Here is a 16,827-nt window from a genome sequence, read left to right as displayed (position 1 = left end):
ACTCAATCACAATGTAGGATAAGATCATGTTAAGAGACTCCTGGTGAAAATACCGCTTACTCATTCATGAATGAAAGCTTAATCAACAAGCGTTTCAGCATAACAACGGCTTCCGCACGTGTCGCTGATTGTGAGGGTTGAATCATGTTTCCATCATCCCCAGTTAGGATGCCGAGTCCTACCATCATGTGAACAGAGTCCTTCGACCAGTCGTTTAGATGCTCCATACCTAACAGTTGAACGAAATGGGCAGGTGGATCGTATTTAAATCCCGTTACGTGCAGTGCACGATCCAGCATGACGGCAATTTCCTCCCGCGTGACGAATGAATCAGGACGAAATATCCCTCCGTCATAGCCTTCAATTAAGCCGAAGGACACCGCAGTTAAGAGAGATCTCGAATACCAAGCGGATGGGTCAATATCACGGAAGGTCATGCTGTCACCTTTCTCCGGCAAAGCAAGCGCATCCGTTACTAACTTGGCAAATTCAACTCTAGTTATCGCATCATCCGGACGGAATCTTCCCTCCGTATCCCCATTCACGAGCAAACGGCCCGCCATCGTTTCAATATCCTTTTGGGACCAGTGACCGTTCAAGTCCGCAAATGTTCGGCTCCCCGTAATAAGCCCATACGTACTATTGCCCATTCGGTGGATAAGTGCGATATAAATGCCATCTGGTTGCTTGACGAACAAGGTTGGAACCGGGGCCATCGTGCCATCTGTACGGAATAAAACTGCTGCTGTTCTATCTGGATCTATATGCCCTGCTGGTAAAGTTCGAGCAGCAAACGCGCTCTCATAGTCATGCATCTCCGTTACTTGACCGGAGGCATCTAGGATCGAAACGGAGAAGTCGACTCGCGATCCAGTTAGCGTAAAGCCTTCTGCCGTAACAAGCTTATCTATCGCGTGCGCTTGTTCTTCCGATACGGTCGCTATTGTTACTGTGACCTTCGCATTCGCATCAAGTTTCAATTGATCAATTGGCAGCTTATACATGCCGACGGAACTTGAAATAACAAGAGAGCCAGTTCCCCCACTTTTAGATTGGATCGCTTGTAGAACCTCGGATGGTACATCCACCGTGATAGATGCCGACTCCTGAGCTGGAATCATGACAACGAAAGTTGATTTTTCCTTCGAGGATTCATGGATCTCTTTCAAAGCTTGCGCCATATGCAAGACGACGTGTATACGATTTCCTGATTCGGATGTGAGGCTAACCGCATTTTCAGATAATGTCATGGCTGGGGCGTTGCCCGCAATAATGGCCACTTCTGGAGTCAAAGGTGCTTGCGCTTTCCCGCTCCCATTCGTATTAGGCACGTTTACACCACCAACATTCCCTACGTCACCTGAACCAGATTCAGCTCGAGCATTAGTCCGAAGTGAAACTCCTGGGGATACAGCCACTTCTTGCAAACTGCGATTTGCAATCCTCAGTGATTGCCAGATGATCTCCGTCTCCCCTGCTTTCAGCACGTTAAAAGTCAGCTCAGCCATTCTCATCGTACCGTTGGTCGGCTGTTCATTGCCTTCTTTTGACCATGCAAGTATGATTTCCCCCTCATCACCAACAGGTTTTATCAGATTACCGTTTGCAGCTGCATCCGCACGGATCAGTTTAACCTTCTGCGGATCGTAGGTAAATATCGTCTCGAATGCGAATAACTCCGAAACGTTCGCTGTCGCTGTTACCGTGAAGCTGCCCCCTACCTGCGGTGTACTTGTACTTGCTGATAGTGTGTGAGCGGAAGATGCTGGCAACGAATTGGCATAAGCTGGGATAGGGTTTATAAGAAAACATAGGATCATTAAAATAAATACGAAAAACACGCTTTGCTTACGTTTAGGTTTATGTAGGGATAACATATTCATAGCTCCTTTGTACAAAATAAAAGATTCGGGAGATTTGGCATGATAGAACCAATCTCCCGAAGTTGGATAGCTATTCGATTTTCATAGCAACTGCGGCCATATCGAGATAATCGATCTTCAGATCCTGATTAACATCGTATTGACGAACCGTCGACCAATCTGAGCTTGCCGAAGTTTTGCCATAATAGATTAAAATTGGGTACAAGTCGCTGACGCTAATGCGATTGTCACCATTCAAGTCCTCAGGCTTCTGCTTATTCACAGTCAGTTTAAAGGCGTCTACAGCTCCTACAAGTAAGCTCGTTGCCGCGTTGATCTGTGCTTGGGTCGCAGCAGTGTCAGTCTCAACAGCTTTCCCAGCGTTAATCGCCGATTGGAGAGTCGCTTTGGAACCTGCCGGAAACTGTCCGATCAGCGTTCCCTCTACCGAAGCATTGTAAAGCGCTTCTGCGGAAACAATTGCTGCAGTTAAGTTCGTTTTGTTCGCATACTGAACGTTGACCGTGAGCTTAAAGGATGCCAGAGTGCTTTCAAGTCCAGCACCGATAACGGCAATTGATGCTGCTTGAAGATCAACGGTACCGTTCGTTCCAGCTGGCTTTGCTGTAAAGGTCAGCTCCAATACATCACTGTTTGCCTTGATGGCTTTAGCTACACCTAGACTTGATGCAATGATGCGGACCTGATTCGGGACTGACGTTTTCGTCGAAACAATATCAAAAGCTTCCTTCAAGGATGCCGCTGAAATGAAATCCAGCTTGGTCGCGTCATAAGTTATGGTCGCATCCAGCGCATATACGCTGTCGGTCACACTATCCAGACTGTATTTGACTTTGAAGCTTTGCCCACCATCTACTGTTGCCGGACCTGTCAGCTTATTGTTCAAGTCCTGATTCGGAATCGGTATTGGTCCTGTACGTGTAAAGCGAACGCCATCAGCTAGAATAAAGTTGCCCTGTGTATAAGAATTGGTAACCACAACGCTGCCTGATTCCCCTTTATGGAAAGGGTAGCTGCCTATTTTAAACCAACTTTTGCCGTTTTGGGATTGATTTACGGCTACTGTTTCGGATCCACTCGCATGATGAATTGTAAAAGGAGCGTTCTGCGTTCCAGTCGTATAATGGTGCCATACATATACATCATACATACCATCGATTGGAATGACTGGCTTGTAGCTCACGCTGGATGCTCCGTTTTTCGTTGTATTCAAAGCAAAATTACCCTTATTCGCATCTGCATTCGTTCTGCTTTCCCATTGGCCCAAGAGAGTTACACCAGTGGGATCCGAATTATCCATTGTGATTGTGACATTCTCTGGCACCATCTCAAAGCTAATGTTATCAAACACAACTTTACCTAATCCTGATAAGATACCTACATTGAGCACCAGATTTATGGGCCCGGTGACTTCATAAGTTTGACTGTAATTGACATACTGATTCGTTAACGTAACAGGTGCAAGCTGATGATCCTGAGTCCCGTCCCAGATATTCAATTCTGGCTGTACATCGCTGCCGTCCAACTTTTTGATTTGCGCAGAGAGTACGTATGTACCAGGTTGGTTGATGGATACCGACTGGTACATGAACGTTCGATTGTTCGGCGCTCCCGCCGAATTGAATTCAGCCGCGTTCTGTCCTGCAAATTGAGAAGTCTTCGTCACATAGGCATTGGTTCCATATACACCTCTGTTCCAGCCCATCGTCCAATCTGGTAGTAGCACAGCGGACGGGCCGCCTGCCGGGTCTCCGCTTACGCGTTCGAAGTCCCCATTCTTCACTGTCGCAAGTGGCACATCTCCCGTAACTTTCGTGATTTGTAATGGAGCTTGACTGACAATAAACAAGCTATTCTTTTTCATCAATCGTTTCGTTCCATCAAAATCCGTAACCGGAACGGCATTTCCGTAGGCATCTTGCGCGCTAACGATTTGCTCAGCGTTGGCGACAGTCACATAGAGTAATAGGTCATCCGCTGAGAGTACGCTTAGATATTTGCCATCCGTACGCTTCAGATAATGATTAGCTTTCAGGAAATTAGCACCTTCAAAGCCGCTATAAGAACCTAAATACTCATCAGCTTTACGAATATGATGCTGCAGTGTCGCCAGTGTCTGATACATTTCAGTTGGCGACTGGGAATGCCGTGTAACAAAAGTATCCTCGCCTGGCGTGCCCATATTGAAATATTTGCTTGTACCTGCTGCCAAGAAATCCATGTAGTTCCACACAGTGTCATATATGCGCCATGGCGTATAGGTGCTATTAAGTGGGTACACCTCTGACTGCCACAGTTGCAGACTAGGGTGTGTCGTTTTCGCTTGTGCATAAGCCGTAAGAATATCCGATATTCCTTGTGTTCCGACATACCCATGCACATTGTAAATATCGTAGTAGTTAACGTTATCCCCCTTCAGCATATTAACTGCCAACTGACGATCCGCAGCTGGGTCAGGGGTTGCAAATCCGCTAGTTGTTACAAATAACTCAAGGTCTTGACCTGTTGCCTGCTTGTATTCGGTTTTTACCCGTTGTGCTTGTTGATAGGCTATTTTTTGCATCAGGATGTACTCTTCGTTCGTACCTGAGAAGGCCGCTGGGATCGTCTTGGGATTAGAAGTTGAGTGAAAATTCACTTCATTGATGATTTCCCAATACTTTACCTTACCGGCATAACGCTTCATCGTCTGGTAGACATAGTTGGACCAGTCCTCGCCAGTTCCTGGAGTTCCATTCGTATACTTGATATCCTTAGGCACCCAACGTTCCGCTCGATAGATTAATTCGTTCAGGCCAGCCGGAATATCCTGTACGGGAGGTCTGGAGGATGCCCAATCGGAAGGGTAACCAAGCACGGCGAGCACATCCATTCCTGCCTCTTGTGCTTTCTCGACGTAAGCATCGCTTTTGTCCCACACGAAATTACCTTTGGTTGGCTCAACTGCATACCATAAGAACTGTAATGCACCTTCCCAACCACGTGTTGCGCTCGTATGAATTTTGGTCCATGCGGACATATCATAGTCGTAATTGGCGTGCTGCCCATAGTAATTGGCATATTTACCGTCAGCTACTCCTGATTCGTCAGCAGGTACTTTCGATATCCCACTCTTATAGACGATTGGGGCGGAATCACTTGAACTTACCGTCGTTTCCAAATACCAGAAACCTACCTTATTCTTCAACTTGGGAAGGGCCAGGTTTTCGACTTGATACGTACCTCCGGCAGCTACTTCCACATTAGGGTAAGACTCGGTAAATTCCACCTTCCCATAAGGATCAGTTGCTTTAATACTCACGTCGAAGGTCTTGGCGCTATCCCCATAATTCACCGTCATAACGGGATAGACCGCATCTTCTCCCGCATAGTAAACTTGTTTCTCATTGCGAAATGCGGGCTTGACTACGCTATATTTAGAGGTGTTATGCCATGGTGTAATAAACTTTTGTGATTGAATGTCTTGACCATAGGTAATGTCAGCAAGTAGTGCTGTATCCGTTCCTCGGCTGAAAGTCTGTGCTGTGTGCTCCAGCTCACCTGCACTTAGGGCTTTGGTAGAAACCTTAACTTGACTAACATTGAACGGACTGCTTCGTTCTACCATGAATTCGTAGGGCATGAACTTCTCCAATACCGCTGCTGCAGTTACAGGCGTAGGAGGTGTAATTTCAACACCATCTTTATAAATAGCGGCATAACCGCCAGTTCCCATTTTCCAAGAAAATGCTAAATTGAACGGTTGACCGACTTGATAATTGAGCTGATTTGGCTGCGCATACGCATATGCACCATTGGTTCCTTCCCCGTTTCTCACAAAGAAGGTTAGCGGTTGTTCATACACCGCATTCACACCGGTAGGCTTCTTACTCGGCGGCGGAATATGAGCCTGAATTAATGTATTACCAGGACCACTCTGTTCTGGAATTAATTTAAACAAGAAATCCCATGTGTTACCGAATTCCTCATAGGGTTTATCCAGACGCACCCGAAGCTCTATCGTTCCTTCTTTCGGATTGAATATCCCCGGCGCGTAATCGCGGTACCACGTAGGTGTATCCGTGAAATTTCCGTCATCGCCACCGACGACGACTGGACTCGGAGCAATCGTTACCGTGAGGTTGATCGTTGCCGACGCATTCCCCTTACTCAGTTCGATGACAGCGTTTTCATTTACATTCGAAGTTGTCAAATTCTTAGCTTTTAGTAGGAGCTTACCGTCTACCACTTTCAAATATGTACCGTCAACAGGAGCTACTGCGGTAATTTGAACATTAGGGTTACTTGTATTCCCCGCCTTCAAACGAAGAACCTGTTCATATACGCTCGAACCAACTGTCGTACTAGCAGCAACCGTGCCTGCTGCTTCGTATTTCACTTTTTCCAGATCAATCGCCCATTGATTCATAGAAGACGTTATGTCGGTATCGCGCGCGACTTTGATTGCATCCAGTCCTGCTTGGTCTGGCAGCTCTCCGACTTTGACAAACTTGATGCCGTCGATTGCTATCGGAATCGTACCGTTAGCTGCAGGCGCTACTGGAGGGAAATATTGGTACCCGGCTCCGCCCGCTATAATGGGATAAGTCTGCCCGCTTCGGAAAGGGTATACACCGTATGGCACCCATGCATCTGTTCCGTTGCCTGAACTCGGGTTGTTAATGACATGTTCGCCTGCTGCATGCGTAATCTTATAAGGAACGTTCCCCGCATACCAGCGCGTAGTAGCAGGTTTCCTTACGTAGAAAGCGTACATCCCATCCTGCGGAAACTGAGGTGCAAACGTCATGCTTTGAGGTGCAGCCTTGTTCAAATTCGCATAAGAAAATCTGCTTTGATAGGTTCCACTTGCACCTTGAATAAAGTTCGCTCCGCTTGGCGGAGCTGCAAGCCCCGTGTACGTTACACTCGGATCTTGATCGTCAATGATTACGCCAATCTCCTCAGCACCCAGCACATCACCTGTAGCTGCATACACGGCTGTCATTCCGATCGGTATGATGCTGATAAGCAGCGTCGCAATCATGATCAGGGCGATTACCTTTTTGACAACTCGACTTCCTCGTACCTTTGTCATCCTCTTCAACATTTCAAAACACACCTCCATTAATTATAATCACACAAGTAATAAGACTTCAGTCACCTCAGCTCTTATGGGTATGCTTTTATTCTAAGAAATGAGTGGATGTGTCCACAACAGGACAGAAGTAAGATATCTATGACAAAAGGACGGACTATTTCAACGCTTGCCAATATCGGAATTCATCGCCATAACTGGCTGGGCATCACTCCGACCGTAGCCTTTCATATACAGAAAAAAGAAGCCGCATAAACTAGCGCAGGCTTCGATATCATAAGTTTCAGTTTTAACAAGTTAATATTCTCCTGTGGAGAACTCTTCATGTCATTAGCGCCAATTGAGCCTTGCTCACTCCATGCAAGATACCTTGCCCGTTAAAATAACGATGCATATCCTCTACAAGCGATCTTCCTATTCTTTTTCGTGAAGAAGGATTCACCCCTGCAATATGAGGCCTGACTAGAACATTTGGCAATCGGCGCAGCTCGCTTTCCAGTGACAATGGCTCCTGTTCAAATACATCCAACGCAGCGAAAAAGCGATTCGTACTTAATTCCTCAATTAACGCTTGCTCGTTAATCACGCTGCCTCGTGATGTATTAATCAGCAGACCACCATTTTGGATCAAGCGAAGTTCCTCTCGCCCGATCATTCGGTAAGTTTCGGGTATTTGTGGAAGATGGAGCGATAATATCTGAGCACGTTCAAACACAGCATGCAAGGGCATTAATTCCACGCCAAGCTCCGCAGCTTTTTCCGGTTTCATGTAAGGATCATAGCCGATGAAATGCAATTGGAACGGCTGCAGCAGCCGAATCACCTCTCGAGTCACCATGCCGAGTGCAATAAAACCTACCGTCTTGCCCCGCAGCTCGTCCGCCTCCATCGCGGAAGACTTCCAGCTTATATTCCCTCGCATCGACTCATCAACTAGCTTGATCCGATGACCTACACTCAATATCATAGCCAATATGGACTCCGCAACCGATTCTGCAATGGCATGACCGCCAGACAACACCGTTACACCCCTATCATAGGCTTCAGCCGTAATTACGTTTTTGACGGAACCTGCCATATGCACAAACAGCTCAAGCTTAGGCGCTGAGCCAAGAATCTCATGTGTAATCGATGAACTGCCCCACGTAGAGATACATGCGGAGGCATCGGCGAGTTGACTTTTCAGTTCCACTGGTGTATATGGCCGATCAAACGGATTTAAAACAAGCTCACCCAATTGTTCTAGCTTACCCAGTACATTCGGCTCCAAGAAATCTGCCTGCTCGTTTCTCGGGATTTGTACGACTATTCTTCTAGTCACTGGTCATTCCCCTCTTCCGCAGTATCGACAAACTCTTCCAGCTGCCATGTAAAGTTCGCCAACAACGCAATTTGTCCGCCACTTAAATCCTACCTTTCATTTTCCAGTTCTAGTTATTGTGATTGAAAGAGTGATTTCGCATAACGGATATCCTCACGAATAAGTCGATCTACTTCAGCTTCCGCAGTGTACTCTGCCGTCAAACAGATCACTCCTTCGTACTTCCCCTTCTTCAGATAATCGGCAACACGCTTCCAAGAAGCCATCCCCTGCCGCCCGGAAGTAAAGTGACGCTCCCATTGCGCCTGTTCCGCTTCCGGCCCGTTGGTGCGGGTATAAAAAACATTTTTGAGATTGACCATATGAAGATATGACCAGACAATATCCAGTCCAAATTCAGGCTGCTGTCCAGCCAACGCATCATGTGAGCAATCCCAGACAGCTCCGACATGATTGGGATTTAGACCTTGCAATAGGTGCTTCAGACCCGAAGAATCCGGAACAAAATCACCGTAATGCTGCTGAATGCCAACTTTAACCCCGTATTTCTCAGAGAGCAGAGACACCTCTTCTAAGTTCTTACGAAGATTTGCTACAGATTGGAGATAGCCCTCTTCATGTGAAATCGCCGGCATAATTCGAATGCTAGAAACCCCTGCCTCTGCACAGGCCGAAAAAATTCGTTCATCTGTCTGACTTGCCACACTAAAAATACGTAAACCATGATCGGCAAAATAAGACGCGAGCTTCGGCAAGCCTTTTTCCGCATTAGCGGGCTCCAGTTGGAAACCTTCTCGCAAAGGGAACTCTACGCCGTCAAATCCACTCTCTTTCACAAGCTTAACTAAATCTTGCACGGGAGTCGTCCTCCACGGTTTGGTAAAAACAGAAAATTGTACGGGCGCTTGAGCCATTTTTAACACTCCTTCTATTGGTTAAACATCTGTTCACCTTCTTGCATGCTGAATGTTCTCGGACCTCATATGATATTCCCTATACGTTTCAAGCTTGAATTCTGCTTGTATTCTCGCCATTGACCATTCTTGGTCATGGGACTCGATTGTGAAAATATTTTCCTGAGAAAAGCTTTCGATCGCAACTTTGCTTCCTAGTCTTCCTTGGATCTCAAGAAGTTTGTTATACTGATTGTCTATATGAAAAATTTGTTTATCTAGATCGATTGTTTTTGAAGTCCATCTTACCCATTTGGAGGTAGAGGCAAGAATTTTACCGGTCTTGTCAATAATTTTCGAATGGTTAGTTCTTACTGAGGATATAACATAATAAGCATGCAACCATGCATAAGCTTCAAGCGGAAAACCTCCATCATAGGCAGCAAGCCATACTACAAGCTCAGCGCCCTTTGATCTCAATGTGCTCCATATATCGGGATATCCAATATCATAACAAATCGCTATGCCTATTTTTCCGAAATCAGTCTCAAACACAGGCATTTCATTTCCCGGTGATATGTCATGGTCCTTCATTTCGCCATCGGTAGGATAATATTTGACATATCTTCCAGCTAGCTTCCCCTCCCTGTCAAACAACCAAGCAACATTATATTTCTTGGAATCGATCCATTCATGAGCGCTAGCGATGATGTAGCTATTGAGCTTAATGGCTTGTGCAGAAAGAGCCTGATAGGCTAGCTGCGTAATTTCCACTGAGCTTTCATTATTATTATCGTTTCCTGAGACAAGAAACACTTCGGGGAAGCAAATAAGATCAGGTTGCAGGTCTGAAAACGAATCCAGCATATTCAATGCTCTCTGCAGATTTTCTTCCAGCGAAGAGCCTCTAATTAATTCTTCGTTAAAGCATGTGGTAATTACCTTTGCTTTTCTGGGCATAGAAAAAAATCCACCTCCATAGATTATGATCACACCAGCAATAAGACCTCAGTCACCTCAGCTCTCATGGGTATGATCTTATTCTAAGAAATGGATGGGTGTGTCCACAACAGGACAGAAGTAAGATATCTACGACAAAAGGACGGACTATTTCAACGCTTGCCAATATTAGAATTCATCGCCATAAACTGACTGGGCATAACTCCGACCGTCGCCTTGAAAGATCGACTGAATAAATAAATGCTTGAAAAGCCCACAAGCTCAGCAATAGCGGTTATCGTATGAGTCCCCTCGATCATTCTTATTTTCGATTGCTCGATTCGAATATGTGTCAAATATTTATGAATCGTAATGCCAAGTTGATCTTTAAATAAAAACGACAAATGATTGGTCGATATTCCGACATGTTTACTTATCGTATGATTAACCAGTTCAGGATCCCAATATCTTTCATTAATGAATGTGATGGTGTTTTCAATAAACATCCACCCCTTCGTCATCTTCCCTTCTCGATCGTTATGGCCCACTTGTCCCTTCATAAAAAGGACTAGCAATTCCAAACAAATCCCCTTAAGGATCAACGAAAAACCCGATCTCCTATCCAGAAACTCCTTCTGCATAATCAGGAATCTTTTCTTTAACTCAATCTGGTCCGGTAACTGTAGGCGGGAAATGGGGTTTCTCGATGCGAACTGCATCTCTTTCTCTGTAATCGCTTTTCGCTCTTCCGTAATTGCTTGGTCCTCCCAAGCACTTCGTTTTTCATCATAATACAAGTCAAAATGAACAATATATTGGATCAAAGGCACCTCTGACGTAGAGCGAATAATATGCGCCATAAAGGGAGGCATAAGGAGAATATCCCCTTCCTTCACCTGATACTTGACTCCGTCCAAAAAAAACTCCGCTTCACCTTGCTCGATATAGGTAAACACATGGTCATAATCCATCCATTCACCCGCCAAAGAGAAGGATTTATGAATTTTGACCACTCTAACGAAAGGTGTCATGCTGTTCATCCAAGACTCCATGTTCTTCCCTCCTGCGGAATGATTGAAGGTTGCCCTCAATAGGTAACTTTAATCCGTGCTCCCTTTGACGCCGACTTGGCAATCGCATCCAGCACCACTTGATTCCGATACCCATCCTCGAAACTTGGAGACGGATTCACATTTGTTGAAATTCCTTGCATAAACGCATGCATCAGATTAATAAACGTATGTTCATAGCCAATCCAATGGCCAGCAGGCCAATAAGCCCCGGCATACGGGTGTACGCTTTCCGTACAATGAATCGTTCTAAAGCCTTGCATGCCGAATACATCATTGTCCAAGTATAACTGAAGCGTATTCATATTTTCCATATCCCAACGTAAAGAACCTTTGGAGCCATTGATTTCGAAGCGATTCCCGTTGCGGTTTCCCATTCCAAATCGTGATGCTTCGAATACACCAAAGGCTCCATCTCACAGATGATATGCTTCCCCGCTTGAGCCGCAGCTATGGCGATTTCCGCATGCAAATGATTTGGAGTACCGATATCAATAACATCAATATCATCCCTCTCTATCAGACGACGCCAATCAGTTTCATAGGATAGCCATCCCAATTTTTCAGCCGCTCGTTTAACATTGACTTCATCACGACCAACGATCGTTTGCAGGACAGGTTCGATTTCTGTATCAAAATAGAAAGGGAGATCCCGATACGCATGGCTATGCGCTTTGCCCATAAACTTGTAACCGATCATGCCGACGCGAACTTTTCTTGGAAGACTCATGTCTCGCTCCAGTCAAATAATACACCACTGTATTGATCCTTATGCAATCGCAGACCCTCATACGCTTGCTTGGCTTCTTCCGGCTTCAGCACATGGCTGATTAGAGGTTCAATCTGCAATCGTTTCTGCTTCATCATCTCGAATATGACGCTCGAGTTTCTGACCAACGAATGTTTGACAAACTCGGTAGCCTCAATCGGATAACGCCATTCGTGCGCACCCTTGAACGTAATGCAGCCCCTGCCATACAAATGGCAGTAATTCAGGACATCTGTTACGTCCGTGTTATATTCACCGCGAGGACTTCCTAAGAAAATAATTTCGCCTAATTTGGCGATGTAGGGGAGACTCTGGATTGCAACTTGCGGGACGCCCGTTGCTTCAATATGCGTAGAAACCCCTTTTCCATGGGTAATTTCGGCAATCTGCTCCTTCACGTTGTCTTGTCCACCATTCACTCCATAGATCACACCACATTGTTCTGCGATTCGAAGTCGTTCCACAGATAAATCGATACCAATCACAGTAGCACCTTGCGCCTGCGCCAACTGTGCGGCCATATTCCCAATTAGTCCAAGCCCCGTTACACTAACATAATCCCCAAATTCAATAGTCGACACACGAATCGCCGTCGTTGCGACGGTTGCCATGCGAGTAAAAGGTACCCATTTCAAATCCAAGTTCTCCGGAACTTTAAGGAAAGTCCCCCTTATTGAAACGACCTCATACTTGGAATGGGTGCCATAATGAAAAACAATATCGCCGGATGTAAACCCCGTTACGCCTGCCCCCACTTCCACAATCTCGCTTACAGCTGCATAACCTGGAATACCAGGCATCTGGAACCAAGCTTCGTTCCCCGACAACATGGCCAGTTCAGTTCCTGGACTGATTAAGGTATACAGCTTCTTAACCAGCACTTCCTCTACGCCAATTTGCCCGGAGATGTTCTCATCCACCGTTTCTACCTGCCACGGACTGAGAAATACTACTTTTTTGTTGATCATCGCATTGATCCACTCCTTTTTATTGAACTCATTTTCAATATAAATGTTTTTACATGGAGCGTCTTTGACGTAAAAAATGATTTTTTATCAAAAAACACGAAACCCTAAATCGGGTTCCGTGTTCTTGTTGTTGCTATTGTTCTTCCGTCTTAGTGGTCATAAATGCGAAAGAGCATCAATTTCGATGAAAACGTCTTTCCTCTTACGGATTGATCAACCCGGCCTGCTGCAGAAGACGTTGCGACATGACAGCAACTTCTGCTCGTGTCAATTGCCCTTTCGGTGCTAGCGTGCTGTCCGTTCGGCCAGCAACTATGCCTCCCTGTAAACAAAGGGCTATGCTTCTTTGCGCCCATTCCGATACCTGATCGGCATCCTGATACTTGGTAAGAAGTGCTGCGTCCGACAAGTTCTCCTTCATGTTTGTTAATTTCATGGCATTAGCCATGATCATCATTGCCTGTTCCCTGTCGATGGTATTCGTCGGCCGGAAAGTGCCATCCTCATAACCCCCAATAAGTTGGTAGGCAGAGGCAGTTTGAATCGCATCATGGTACCACGCAGAAGGAGCAACATCAACGAATAAGCTACTTCCATTTTGCGGCTTTAGTCCTAACGCCCTAACGATAATAGCAATAAACTCCGCTCGTGTAATGTTATGATCCGGGTTAAAGTGATTATCGTCTTGCCCTTGAATAACCATTCTGGCTGCCAAATTATTCACTTCTTTTTTCGCCCAGTGATTTTGAACGTCTCCAAACTCGATGCGGTGTGAGACCAGAAAGTAGACGCTATTCGTCAAACTATTTATTTGGGCCCAATATTTCCCGTCTACTTTAACTATCTTGGTCGGTACGTGCCGTAAGGTTCCGTCTTGGTCGATCACGACTGCTGTCGTGATTTGCCCCACATCGGCTTGATCTTCGATAGACAGCATTCTTTCTACATAATTGCTGAACTGAGAAATCGCTATAGTTTGGTCCTTAAAGCTTGCAGTCACTTTGAAGTCAACTGGCGAAGATTTCAGTTCCAGCTCGTTAGTGGAAATGGTATTCTTTACAAGCTGCACCATATCCTCATTTGGTTTCACAATTTCAATCTGGATTGTAATATCTTGAAACTCTACATTTTCGCCAAACTGACTCTGTAAACTTTCAACTTGAATTTGCTTTGCTGGTAAAGTATACCTAGCTGCATCGGTTTGTAATTCTAGCACAGCATTCTTTTGCTCCATGCTTTTAATCATTTGTCCGGTCAGTTTACCTATGAACCCGTCCGTTGAACCCGAAGTCGACAAAATAATATGACTACCCTCTCCACCTGTGGATAAACGCTTCTCCAACTTTTGAGCATCCACGGTATAGGTGGTTGTGGATTTGCCTCCTCGTTCATCCTTGACTGTGGAGCCCAACTCACCTATTGGTGAGGAAACAGGAGCTTGTCCCGATGGTGTACTAGATTGATCGCCATCCCCACTATTTGACTGTTCTTCCGTATACGGAACCGCACTTACTTCTTGCGATGCTTCGCTGACTCCACCCGGATTTACAGCTTTAACGGTAAAATAGTACTTCGTACCATTGATCAAATTCACGACATCATACGTATAAACAGAGCCGCTGACGGTTGCAAGTTCGCTTCCATATTCACCTGAATTCGTGCTGACATAAATCTGATAATTCGTCACATGATCCATCGGGTCCCAGCTGAGACTTACTTGTCTATTGCTAACAACTGGGGCTTTAACGGTTGGTACTCCAGGCGGGGATATTTGTGATGTTGCACTAACTTCCTGGGATGCTCCACTTAATCCTCCTAGATTGCTGGCCTTTAGAACAAAGTAGTACGGCGTTCCATTCGTTAAATTCATAACATCATACGCATAAACAGAGCCGCTCACAGTTGCAAGTTCATCTTCATATAAACCTGTATGATCACTGACATAAATATGATAATTCGTGGCTGAATCCATTGGTTCCCAAGTGAGACGCACTTGGGCATCGCCCGGCAACGCGGACGTTACTTGATGTACTCCCGGCGTTGCTATTTGCGGCACTGCTAACAGTTCATTGGAAACGCCGCTCTCTCTTTCACCACGAACTGCCTTAATGACGAAGTAATAGGTATCGCCATTATTCAGCCCTTCAGCCTTGTAATTGTAAACTTCATTGCTAACCGTTGCTAGCGGGGAACCATATGAACCCGCTGTTTCGCTAGCATAGATACGGTAATTCGTGGCCCTGTCTACGTTGCTCCAGCTCAGATTCACGTAACCATCTCCTGCTAGGGCAGATAGCAATTGAGGTTTATTCAGTTCAGCTACCGTAACCGTTGCCACTGCCTTGAATTCACCGTTCGCGGTTTTTGCTGTGATGGAAGTGGTTCCCAATCCCGTCGCAGTAACAAGTCCGTTGCTGTCTACCGCAGCTACATTCTTGTTGCTCGACGACCATATTACTTTATTGTTCGTTGTATTTGCTGGCAGCACCGTTGCCGTCAAGGACTCCGTTTCGCCTGGAAGCAAAGCAAATGCTGTTTTGTTCAAAGAGATGGTTTCCGGAAAAACTTCGGGACCATAGACTTCAAACTCCCAGATCGAATATCCATACTGTGTAGCCCTTACTGTACCGTACATCCTTACATATCGAGCATCGGTCTGATTAAAAGTAATTTTCTCCATCAAACCTTTGCCAGTGGTTGTGCTATACACGTTACTCCAGGTTTGCAGATCATTCGATACCTGAATTTGATAGCTTTTTGCATACGCAGCCTCCCAGTAAAGCCGCACTTCATTAATGGATTTAATAGTTCCCAAATCAACATAAATCCAGCCTGGATCAACGGCTCTTTTGGAACCGAACCGGGTCGACATATCTCCGTCAAAAGCCCAAGGCGCCGTATCAACTGTACTGTCATTAGAGGAAGCCACCGCTGGCTGATTCAAGGCCAAATTCGTCTGCGGCCGTGGTTCCGGATTCTGCACCGGTTTAATGGTGATATCGCTGTAATTGTCCTTATTCGCGAAATTCATTTCATATAAGCTTGTCGCAGGTTGGGCTTTTCCCGGCATATAGACATTTTCAAATGTGATTCCGCTTATGGGCGCATCGGGCAGCCCTTTTATTTTGGCAACACCCTCGCCAGCATCACGCACAGTAATATTTTTAACTGTAATTCCTGAAATCGGACCTACACCCGAATTGCTGCCATTTACCGTAAAAAGCGTCATCCACGCACTGTTATCTTCGTTGAAGCCGCTAATATCCTCGACATCTATATTCTCGAAGGTGACATTGCTCACAGCACCAGTGCCATATTTGTGATGAATGGCAAACCCGACAGCCGCCTTATACACGACGCCATCTCGAAAGACTATATTATTCTGATCCTGCATGACCCCTTGGCCAATTTTGAAGCCGTAGCACAATGTCCAAGTGATGGCATCCTCAAAGAGCACATTACTTACAGGCTGTGGACTGCCGGGCCAAGGTACTTTGCCTGAGGCAATATCCGTCGTTTCTTTCCAAGCTTTCGTCGAGAAGGGATCGTCCAGCGCAATCCCGATCGCATTTCTCACTACGACATTTTGCGACTCGCACACATCAATCCCGTCATTTTCACCCATGCCCAAACTGTTAAAAAACTTCACATTCGTAAAACTAAGATCATGTGATCGAACTGGCGTAACCGCCCAAGACGCGGATTCACGGATGATGATCCCATCCATAATGAAATTGGATGTCGCGATGGGCACAACCAGATTGTTAATCATACCTTTGGCATTGGTTGATTTATCGGCATATAGCGCAGCGCCATTCCCATCTATCGTTCCACGTCCATACATCTTGATGTTCGTCGAATCAAATGCGGTGGAAATCCACCAGGTTGCCGGCCTGCCCATAGAATC

8 protein-coding genes and 1 pseudogene are annotated in these 16,827 nt (G+C 45.7%); all 9 read right to left on the bottom strand.

Annotation, left to right across the window (positions count from 1 at the left end; translation table 11 throughout):
• Positions 1-56 precede the first annotated feature (56 nt).
• The 9 genes and pseudogenes from AB4114_RS07555 to AB4114_RS07515 all read right to left on the bottom strand — a co-directional run bounded on the left by AB4114_RS07555 (position 57) and on the right by AB4114_RS07515 (position 16,821).
• Positions 57-1,877: an S-layer homology domain-containing protein gene (locus AB4114_RS07555; protein ID WP_441987904.1), complete on the bottom strand. Its 1,821-nt coding sequence runs from the start codon at positions 1,875-1,877 to the stop codon at positions 57-59.
• 76 nt (positions 1,878-1,953) lie between these two features.
• On the bottom strand, positions 1,954-6,972 hold the full coding sequence (locus tag AB4114_RS07550) for a golvesin C-terminal-like domain-containing protein (RefSeq protein WP_441987903.1): 5,019 nt from the start codon (positions 6,970-6,972) through the stop codon (positions 1,954-1,956).
• Between the two features lie 310 nt (positions 6,973-7,282).
• Entirely contained in the window at positions 7,283-8,281 is a 999-nt protein-coding gene (locus AB4114_RS07545; RefSeq protein ID WP_441987902.1) for a hydroxyacid dehydrogenase, read from the bottom strand.
• Positions 8,282-8,394: 113 nt separating this feature from the next.
• Positions 8,395-9,138 carry a sugar phosphate isomerase/epimerase family protein gene (locus AB4114_RS07540; protein ID WP_441987901.1) on the bottom strand — a complete coding sequence of 248 codons (744 nt, stop codon included), beginning with the start codon at positions 9,136-9,138 and terminating at the stop codon, positions 8,395-8,397.
• A 90-nt stretch (positions 9,139-9,228) separates the two neighbouring features.
• The gene (locus AB4114_RS07535; RefSeq protein WP_441987900.1) at positions 9,229-10,134 is read right to left on the bottom strand and encodes a carbon-nitrogen hydrolase family protein; all 906 of its coding nucleotides are present in this window, start codon (positions 10,132-10,134) and stop codon (positions 9,229-9,231) included.
• Positions 10,135-10,286: 152 nt separating this feature from the next.
• The gene (locus AB4114_RS07530) at positions 10,287-11,165 is read right to left on the bottom strand and encodes a helix-turn-helix domain-containing protein (protein ID WP_441987899.1); all 879 of its coding nucleotides are present in this window, start codon (positions 11,163-11,165) and stop codon (positions 10,287-10,289) included.
• Positions 11,166-11,200: 35 nt separating this feature from the next.
• Positions 11,201-11,913 (bottom strand): annotated as a pseudogene (locus AB4114_RS07525) (Gfo/Idh/MocA family oxidoreductase).
• Positions 11,910-12,920, bottom strand: a complete 1,011-nt coding sequence (locus AB4114_RS07520) for a zinc-dependent alcohol dehydrogenase (protein WP_441987898.1) — start codon at positions 12,918-12,920, stop codon at positions 11,910-11,912. Before AB4114_RS07520 ends, AB4114_RS07525 begins: the two are co-directional and overlap by 4 nt.
• Before the next feature lie 202 nt (positions 12,921-13,122).
• Positions 13,123-16,821 carry an S-layer homology domain-containing protein gene (locus tag AB4114_RS07515; protein ID WP_441987897.1) on the bottom strand — a complete coding sequence of 1,233 codons (3,699 nt, stop codon included), beginning with the start codon at positions 16,819-16,821 and terminating at the stop codon, positions 13,123-13,125.
• Positions 16,822-16,827 lie beyond the last annotated feature (6 nt).

This window comes from Paenibacillus sp. 2RAB27 (genome assembly GCF_052115445.1).
Taxonomy (GTDB): Bacteria; Bacillota; Bacilli; order Paenibacillales; family NBRC-103111; genus Paenibacillus_E.
This window is presented reverse-complemented; position numbering and strand designations above follow the sequence as displayed.

Coding starts and splice junctions, on each gene's coding strand:
- AB4114_RS07555 (WP_441987904.1), bottom strand. CDS start 1,877: ATGTTATCCCTACATAAACCTAAACGTAAGCAAAGCGTGTTTTTCGTA.
- AB4114_RS07550 (WP_441987903.1), bottom strand. CDS start 6,972: ATGTTGAAGAGGATGACAAAGGTACGAGGAAGTCGAGTTGTCAAAAAG.
- AB4114_RS07535 (WP_441987900.1), bottom strand. CDS start 10,134: ATGCCCAGAAAAGCAAAGGTAATTACCACATGCTTTAACGAAGAATTA.
- AB4114_RS07530 (WP_441987899.1), bottom strand. CDS start 11,165: ATGGAGTCTTGGATGAACAGCATGACACCTTTCGTTAGAGTGGTCAAA.
- AB4114_RS07520 (WP_441987898.1), bottom strand. CDS start 12,920: ATGATCAACAAAAAAGTAGTATTTCTCAGTCCGTGGCAGGTAGAAACG.
- AB4114_RS07515 (WP_441987897.1), bottom strand. CDS start 16,821: ATGGGCAGGCCGGCAACCTGGTGGATTTCCACCGCATTTGATTCGACG.